We start from the raw sequence: 6,775 nt of genomic DNA on the forward strand, positions 1-6,775 counted from the left end.
CTATTTACTCCAGTCTGAAAAATGACGCGGGCGCTGCTGCCCCCGCGCTGATCTCTTGTTACGGATTAACCTGATCCAGCCAGCCGTATTTATCTTCGGTTTCGCCGGTAAACAGGCCAAAGAACGCTTTCTGAATTCGGGTGGTCACCGGACCACGCTTACCTTCGCCGACCTGAATGCCATCAACGCTGCGCACCGGAGTGATTTCAGCAGCGGTGCCTGACATGAAAATCTCATCGGCCAGATAGAGCGACTCGCGCGACAGCACCTGTTCGCGTACTTCAATACCGAGATCGTGCGCCAGCTTGATAATCGCATCACGGGTGATGCCTGGCAGAGCGGAAGAGGTAAACGGCGGCGTAAACAGGATGCCATCTTTGACTTCAAACAGGTTTTCGCCCGCACCTTCAGAGATGTAGCCCTGCGTATCCAGCGCGATCCCTTCCTGATAGCCGTGGCGGCGCGCTTCGCTGCCCACCAGCAAAGAGGAGAGATAGTTACCGCCCGCTTTGGCTGCGGTAGGCAGCGTGTTAGGCGCCACGCGGTTCCACGAGGAGACCATGGCGTTGATACCCTGCTCCAGCGCTTCCGGACCGAGGTAGGCTCCCCACGGGAAAGCAGCAATAATTACGTCAGTGGTAAAGCCGTCCGGCGGGTTAACGCCCAGACCCACATCACCGACAAACGCCAGCGGGCGGATATAGGCACTCTTCAGATTGTTAACGCGGATCACTTCGCGGCAGGCTTCCATCAGCTCGTCGACGCTGGCTTTGATGGGAAAACGATAAATTTTTGCGGAGTCGTGCAGACGCTGCATATGTTCACGGTGACGGAACACTACCGGGCCTTTGTGCGAGTCGTAGCAGCGTACGCCTTCAAACACGGAAGTACCGTAATGCAGTGCGTGAGACATAACGCTGACCTTTGCGTCTTCCCACTTAACCATCTCTCCGTTGAACCAAATAAAGTCTGCTTTCTTCGTACTCATCGTTATGTCCTTTGGCGACTAAGCGCGGATTTGTTGTGTTGTCTGCTGCTGGATCTCGACACAGGCGACATCCAAAAGTTTGCGTAACTGGGAAGACAGTAAATCGACTGAGCGCTGGCTGGCAACGGTCATTTCGATATTAATGTTGTCTGCGTTGCTGGCGGAGCCCATATTCATCGCGCAGACCTGAAAGCCGCGGTGGCGAACAACGCGTAAAATGCGCTCCAGCACTTCCGGGCGAAAACGGGCTTCAATTGATAACTGATGCTGATTCATATGCTCTTCTCCATCATGTTTGCGTTGCTGGCACCCGGCGGGACCAGTGGCCAGACGTTTTCATGCTCATCAATCGAAACATGCAGGAAATAAGGTCCTTCGCTGTTCAGCAGAGCATCAATCGCGGCGTCAACTTCATCTTTACGGCTGATACGCTGGCCTGGAATATCAAACGCGCGGGCCAGCATCAGAAAATCGGGGTTATCGGTCAGGATGGTCTCGCTATAGCGGCCATCGAAAAACAGCTGCTGCCACTGGCGCACCATACCCAGCCGCTGGTTATCCAGCAGCAGAATTTTTACCGGCAGCTGTTTGCGTTTAATCGTGCCCAGCTCCTGAATGTTCATCATGATGGAACCGTCACCGGAGACGCAGATGACCGTATCATCAGGGCGGGCAATCTGCGCCCCCACGGCTGCCGGCAGGCCAAATCCCATGGTGCCGAGACCGCTGGAGGTGATGAAATTTTCCGGCGCGCTGAACTGCATATGCTGCGCGGTCCACATCTGATGCTGACCCACATCGGTGGTCACAACCGTACTGTCCGGTTTGCGATCGGAAACCTGTTTCAGCAGCAGCGGTGCGTAAATAGCGTCACCAGGATGATCGTAGCGCCAGCTAAACTCCGCTTTCATCGCGCGGACTTCGTGACGCCATGCATCGATCTGCAGAGGCATACTCAGCGCGGGCAGTATCTGCCGGAGGTCGCCCGGCAGCGAAACGTGAGCACGGCGCAGTTTGTTCAGCTCTGCCGGATCGATATCGATATGAATAACGCTGGCATGCGGGGCGAAGGTATCCAGCTTGCCGGTCACGCGGTCATCAAAGCGGGCGCCTACTGCAATCAGCAAATCGCACGACTGTACGGCAAGGTTGGCCGCTTTAGTGCCGTGCATGCCCAGCATCCCGAGATAAAGCTCGCTGCTGCTCTCTGCACAGCCAAGCCCTTTCAGGGTTGAGACAACCGGGATGCCGCTTTCTTTTGCTAGCGCACGCAGTGCCGGCACCGCCTGCGCCATACCCACGCCCCCTCCTACATAGAGTATGGGCTTTGCCGCACGTGCCATTAAGGCGCGCGCCTCATCAATGTGCTGCGGCGAATGGGAAAGCGTCTCCTCAACCGGCAGCAGATGGGGCGTCAGTTCCGCGCTGGCAAGCTGGATATCTTTTGGAATATCAACCAGTACCGGCCCCGGGCGCCCCGACTGCGCGATAGCAAAGGCTTCGGCCATCACTGAAGGCAGATCGTCGAGCGATTCCACCAGAAAACTGTGTTTGGTGCAGGCCAGCGACAGCCCGAGGACATCAATCTCCTGAAAAGCGTCGGTTCCCATCACAGCGGATGAAACCTGTCCGGTGATGGCGACTACGGGAACAGAATCCATCATCGCATCCGCCAGGCCGGTGATCAGGTTAGTGGCTCCCGGACCAGAGGTTGCGATGCAGACGCCGGTTTTACCCGTAGCACGCGCATAGCCGATAGCCGCTATCACCGCGCCCTGCTCATGACGGCACAACAGATGTTCTACGCCGCCATCATATAGCGCATCGTACACGGGCATGATAGCGCCGCCAGGATAACCGAACACGGTATCAACGCCCTGTGCGCGTAATGCCTGAACTACCCATTGTGCACCTGTCATGGTTATTCTCCTGTAATCCTGTGAGAACAACAGAATTTTATGCTACTGCTCATAATCTGCTCCTCGCTAATCAGCTGATAGTTTGTCTGGTCAAAAAAAAACCCCCGGACCTTTCGGTGCGGGGGTTTTTGAGATTTCAGACTTGATTTTTAAGCCTTTCTTTCTCCAGACGCAGCCCCGCACGGTGGGTTAATAATCACCACCACGCTAATCACGACTAGGCTAATCACGGATAGAAGGGCTTTCATACGTTGTCTTTTTTTCACTTGTTCGAAGTAATGCCTACAGAGTTATCATAGTTACCGGGTCATTTACAATAATTTTCATCAGCCAATTTTTCACGATTCCGATGTAATCTTCGTTATCACCTTGTAAAAACTAGGTTATTCAGATTTGTGATAAATATTCATTACGCCCGGCGCGTAATTGCACAATGCTTAGCGGAAGAGAGCGCGCATTTTTGGCGAAAACAGTGAAACAAGAGAGAAAAACAGGGGATAAGGCGGGCAAAATGGCACAACCGGGATCGCAGATAGCGCGCTGAGGAGCAAGGATAGAGGCAACAAGGAGGGGTGATGTCTTTATCTAAAGTTCTGACCCGTGCGGCACTGGGAATTGAAGCGCCGCTGGTGACCGTCGAGGTTCATATCAGTAATGGATTGCCTGCGCTGACGCTGGTCGGCCTGCCTGAAACCACGGTTAAGGAAGCTCGCGAACGGGTACGCAGCGCCATCATTAATAGCGGATTTAGCTTTCCGGCCAAACGTATCACTATCAATCTGGCGCCTGCTGACCTGCCTAAAGAGGGCGGTCGCTACGATCTGCCTATTGCTATCGCGCTTCTCGCAGCCTCAGAACAGCTGCCAGGGGAAAAACTTACGCGCTATGAGTTTCTGGGTGAGCTGGCGCTTAACGGCGCGCTCTGTGGCGTGCAGGCCGCAATTCCGGCCGCTATGGCAGCGCTCAGAGCCGGCCGCCAGATGATTGTTGCTGAACAGAATCAGCAGGATGTGGGATTAATCCAGCAGGGCGAAACGCTGACCGGCGTGCATCTTAGTGAAATATGCGCTTTTCTGCACAATCAGACCACGCTCAGAGTGGCGCAGACCGTTACCGAAGAGGCCGCGGACTCACCGCAGGATCTGCGTGACGTTATTGGTCAGCAGCAGGGACGCCGCGCGCTGGAGATTGCAGCAGCAGGCGGACATAATCTGCTGCTGCTCGGGCCACCCGGTACAGGCAAAACGATGCTGGCCACACGTCTGCCGGGCATTATGCCACCGCTGGACGACAGTGAAGCGCTGGAGTGTGCGGCAATTGCCAGCCTGGTCAGTACTGGCGAACAGCGTGCTCAGTGGCGCAAGCGCCCTTTCAGGGCGCCTCATCACAGCGCCTCACTCTATGCGCTGGTTGGCGGCGGCTCTATACCCCGCCCGGGTGAAATCTCACTGGCGCACAATGGCGTACTGTTTCTGGATGAGTTACCGGAGTTTGATCGCCGCGTCCTTGATGCGCTGCGCGAACCTATCGAGTCAGGCGAAATTGCACTCTCCCGTACGCGCGCTAAAGTGACTTATCCTGCGCGCTTCCAGCTGATAGGCGCAATGAATCCCAGTCCCACCGGGCATTACCAGGGCAATCACAACCGCTGTTCACCACAGCAGGTACTGCGCTATCTCAGCCGGTTGTCAGGACCCTTTCTGGACCGCTTCGATTTATCGCTTGAGATCCCGCTGCTGCCAGGGGGAACCCTTAGTCAGCAGGCTGTCACCGGCGAGAGCACTGCGGAGGTCAGGGAACGGGTACTGGCAGCCAGAGCACGACAGCAGGCGCGCGCCGGCAAAATTAATGCCCATCTTACTAATGCGGAGATCGCACGTGACTGTGCGTTGTTACAGGCTGATGCAGAGTGGCTGGAAGAGATACTGAATACGCTAGGTTTGTCGGTGCGTGCGTGGCAGCGCATCCTGAAAGTGGCCAGAACCATCACCGATCTTGCCGGGGAAACACAGATAGCACGGCCGCATCTGCAGGAAGCGGTGAGCTACCGCAGTATCGATCGTTTGATGATTTATTTGCATAAGACGCTGGAATAAAAACGGGGCTATTCCGAGCCCCGTTTTATCAGTCATCGCTGTCGCTGAAATCTTCAACCGTATCCATCTGCGGCTTGCCACCCGAGAGGGTGTGAAAGCGCTTGGGACGCTTGATGCGGGCGATATACTTAGACCAGACGCGCTCTGCTTCAGTCATCGGCTCACGTTGTCCGCGGCACACTTCAAGAAACGACCGCTCCTCTTCTGTTACCGGTTCGCGTTTTGCCAGATCAAGCTCATTAAAGGCGTATCCGTGACGCTCCAGAAGCTGGGCTTCTTTAATAGTGAAATCACCATGACGTGAAAATCCACGTGGATAATGTTTGTTATCGAAGAAACGATTTGTTGTTGCGAAGCTTTCCGCCATTTTACACGCTCCTGATTCTCATATGGCCGTGCTATTTATGGCGCGGAGTATTAGATAGGCTTGACAGAGTGTAAAACAAAACATTTAAATCAGTACGACAAACAAATTTTGGGAGAATAGTGTGGATACGGAATTACTGAAAACTTTTCTGGAGGTGAGCAGAACGCGTCATTTTGGACGTGCTGCGGAGGCGCTGTACCTTACGCAATCTGCTGTCAGTTTTCGCATCCGTCAATTGGAAAATCAGCTGGGCGTAAATCTCTTTACCCGCCATCGTAATAATATCCGCCTGACTTCAGCAGGTGAGCGGTTATTGCCTTATGCGGAAAGCCTGATGAGTACCTGGCTGATGGCAAAGAAAGAGGTTTCGCATACGCAGCAGCATCATGAGCTCTCAATTGGTGCCAGCGCTTCCCTGTGGGAGGCTTATCTCACGCCCTGGCTTCAGACGCTCTATGAGAACCGTGAAAGCCTGCATATGGAAGCCCGCATTGCCCAGCGTCATCTGCTGGTTAAACAGCTGCATGAGCGGCAGCTTGATCTGCTAATCACAACGGAAGCGCCAAAAATGGATGAGCTGACCAGCCAGCAGATTGGTCATATTTCACTTGCTCTGTTCCGGGCGCGTAAAACGGAAAAACGCGAGAAGTATGATTATATCAAGCTGGAATGGGGCGCGGATTTTCATCAGCATGAGAGCTATTTGTCCAGTGATGATGTTCCGGTGTTAACCACGACATCAGCACATGTAACGCGGGAACTGTTACACACTACCGGGGCCTGTGCTTTCTTACCCGATTCCTGGCAGAGCATATATAACGATATTGTGCCGATCCCCGATACACCGGTAGCGGTGCGTCCGCTATATGCGGTCTGGCTGCAGAATAGCGATCAGCAAACGCATATCCGTCAGCTGCTTAAATTTCCGGTTCTGACGCATTGAGATAGCAGATTGAGAAGGGTCTGAAGCTGTGAAAGCGGGCGCAGACTCTTTATTTTTTGAAAGGATGCCAAAAGATCCTGAATTTCAGGCAAAAAAAAAATCCTTTGCCGAAGCAAAGGATTGTTTTCTGGCAGGGGCGGAGGGACTCGAACCCCCAACACCCGGTTTTGGAGACCGGTGCTCTACCAATTGAACTACGCCCCTAAATAGGGTGGCGGAACGGACGGGGCTCGAACCCGCGACCCCCTGCGTGACAGGCAGGTATTCTAACCAACTGAACTACCGCTCCACCGATTCTTTACTGCCCTCAGGACCGCGCCTGAAGCCAGGTGTTTCGCCCTCTCCGCGTCACCGGGAGGTCACGACCAGAAGCTCTGGTCTTAATTGGATGCCTGGCAGTTCCCTACTCTCGCATGGGGAGGCCCCACACTACCATCGGCGCTACGGCGTTTCACTTCTGAG

Annotated in this window: 7 protein-coding genes and 2 tRNA genes; 2 read left to right on the forward strand and 7 right to left on the reverse strand. The window is 54.3% G+C overall.

Going from position 1 to position 6,775, the window contains the following annotated elements; genetic code table 11:
- Positions 1-58 precede the first annotated feature (58 nt).
- The 4 genes from AC2CF9_RS14915 to ilvL form a co-directional block, all read right to left on the reverse strand.
- A complete protein-coding gene (locus tag AC2CF9_RS14915) occupies positions 59-988 on the reverse strand; it encodes a branched-chain amino acid transaminase (protein WP_039381127.1) in 930 nt (309 codons plus the stop codon).
- 18 nt (positions 989-1,006) lie between these two features.
- A complete protein-coding gene (gene ilvM, locus AC2CF9_RS14920; RefSeq protein ID WP_039381130.1) occupies positions 1,007-1,264 on the reverse strand; it encodes an acetolactate synthase 2 small subunit in 258 nt (85 codons plus the stop codon).
- Entirely contained in the window at positions 1,261-2,907 is a 1,647-nt protein-coding gene (gene ilvG, locus AC2CF9_RS14925; RefSeq protein ID WP_484557344.1) for an acetolactate synthase 2 catalytic subunit, read from the reverse strand. The genes ilvM and ilvG overlap by 4 nt, the downstream gene beginning before the upstream one ends.
- Before the next feature lie 149 nt (positions 2,908-3,056).
- Complete coding sequence (gene ilvL, locus AC2CF9_RS14930) at positions 3,057-3,155, reverse strand: ilv operon leader peptide (RefSeq protein WP_071669254.1); 99 nt, start codon at positions 3,153-3,155, stop codon at positions 3,057-3,059.
- A 327-nt stretch (positions 3,156-3,482) separates the two neighbouring features.
- Here ilvL and AC2CF9_RS14935 point away from each other — a divergent pair, with 327 nt between their 5' ends.
- A complete protein-coding gene (locus tag AC2CF9_RS14935) occupies positions 3,483-5,003 on the forward strand; it encodes a YifB family Mg chelatase-like AAA ATPase (RefSeq protein ID WP_150018700.1) in 1,521 nt (506 codons plus the stop codon).
- 28 nt (positions 5,004-5,031) lie between these two features.
- Here AC2CF9_RS14935 and AC2CF9_RS14940 read toward each other — a convergent pair whose 3' ends face one another.
- Positions 5,032-5,370 carry a MaoP family protein gene (locus AC2CF9_RS14940; RefSeq protein WP_150018701.1) on the reverse strand — a complete coding sequence of 113 codons (339 nt, stop codon included), beginning with the start codon at positions 5,368-5,370 and terminating at the stop codon, positions 5,032-5,034.
- A 121-nt stretch (positions 5,371-5,491) separates the two neighbouring features.
- Between AC2CF9_RS14940 and hdfR the strand changes: the two genes are divergently transcribed.
- Positions 5,492-6,313, forward strand: coding sequence for an HTH-type transcriptional regulator HdfR (hdfR, locus tag AC2CF9_RS14945; protein ID WP_484557345.1), 822 nt, complete (start codon positions 5,492-5,494; stop codon positions 6,311-6,313).
- Positions 6,314-6,441: 128 nt separating this feature from the next.
- On the opposite strand, the gene AC2CF9_RS14950 is transcribed toward hdfR, so the two are convergent.
- Positions 6,442-6,517 (reverse strand) — tRNA-Trp (locus tag AC2CF9_RS14950).
- 8 nt (positions 6,518-6,525) lie between these two features.
- Positions 6,526-6,602: transfer RNA gene (locus AC2CF9_RS14955), tRNA-Asp, on the reverse strand.
- Positions 6,603-6,775: the final 173 nt, after the last annotated feature.

Source organism: Pantoea sp. SYBGC1, from assembly GCF_057197005.1.

Bases quoted from the DNA above. Each gene is read 5' to 3' on its own strand.
- AC2CF9_RS14915 (WP_039381127.1), bottom strand. From the start codon at position 988: ATGAGTACGAAGAAAGCAGACTTTATTTGGTTCAACGGAGAGATGGTT.
- ilvM (WP_039381130.1), bottom strand. From the start codon at position 1,264: ATGAATCAGCATCAGTTATCAATTGAAGCCCGTTTTCGCCCGGAAGTG.
- ilvG (WP_484557344.1), bottom strand. From the start codon at position 2,907: ATGACAGGTGCACAATGGGTAGTTCAGGCATTACGCGCACAGGGCGTT.
- ilvL (WP_071669254.1), bottom strand. From the start codon at position 3,155: ATGAAAGCCCTTCTATCCGTGATTAGCCTAGTCGTGATTAGCGTGGTG.
- AC2CF9_RS14935 (WP_150018700.1), top strand. From the start codon at position 3,483: ATGTCTTTATCTAAAGTTCTGACCCGTGCGGCACTGGGAATTGAAGCG.
- AC2CF9_RS14940 (WP_150018701.1), bottom strand. From the start codon at position 5,370: ATGGCGGAAAGCTTCGCAACAACAAATCGTTTCTTCGATAACAAACAT.